Genomic DNA, 316 nt, shown 5'->3' with positions numbered 1-316 from the left:
GTTGCGGGAAGGCCTGGCCGAGCTCCAGGACGCATGGCAGCGCGACGAATTCGTCATTGACCCCAGCCGCCTCACGCTGGACATCAGCAGGACAGGGATCGACGGCGACACGTTCCGCCACAGCTATCTGATGGACGATCACGGGATCCAGGTGAATAAGACGTCCCGGAACACCGTGCTGTTCATGACCAACATCGGCACATCGCGCAGTTCCGTGGCCTACCTGATCGAGGTGCTGGTCAAGCTTGCGGAGGGCTTCGAGGACTCTCAAGGCACCGTACGCCCCGGCTCAACACACCCCACCGGCCGAGGGTCG

General features: G+C 63.0%; 1 protein-coding gene. It reads left to right on the top strand.

The window, feature by feature from the left end:
- Nucleotides 1-316, top strand: a 316-nt coding sequence (locus tag SB772_RS39805; RefSeq protein ID WP_410838492.1) for a hypothetical protein, incomplete at both ends; no start/stop codon positions are given.

The organism is Paraburkholderia sp. SIMBA_030 (assembly GCF_046535245.1).
Taxonomy (GTDB): Bacteria; Pseudomonadota; Gammaproteobacteria; order Burkholderiales; family Burkholderiaceae; genus Paraburkholderia.
The sequence above is the reverse complement of the archived record's forward strand: the minus strand, read 5'-3'. Positions and strand labels throughout refer to the sequence as shown.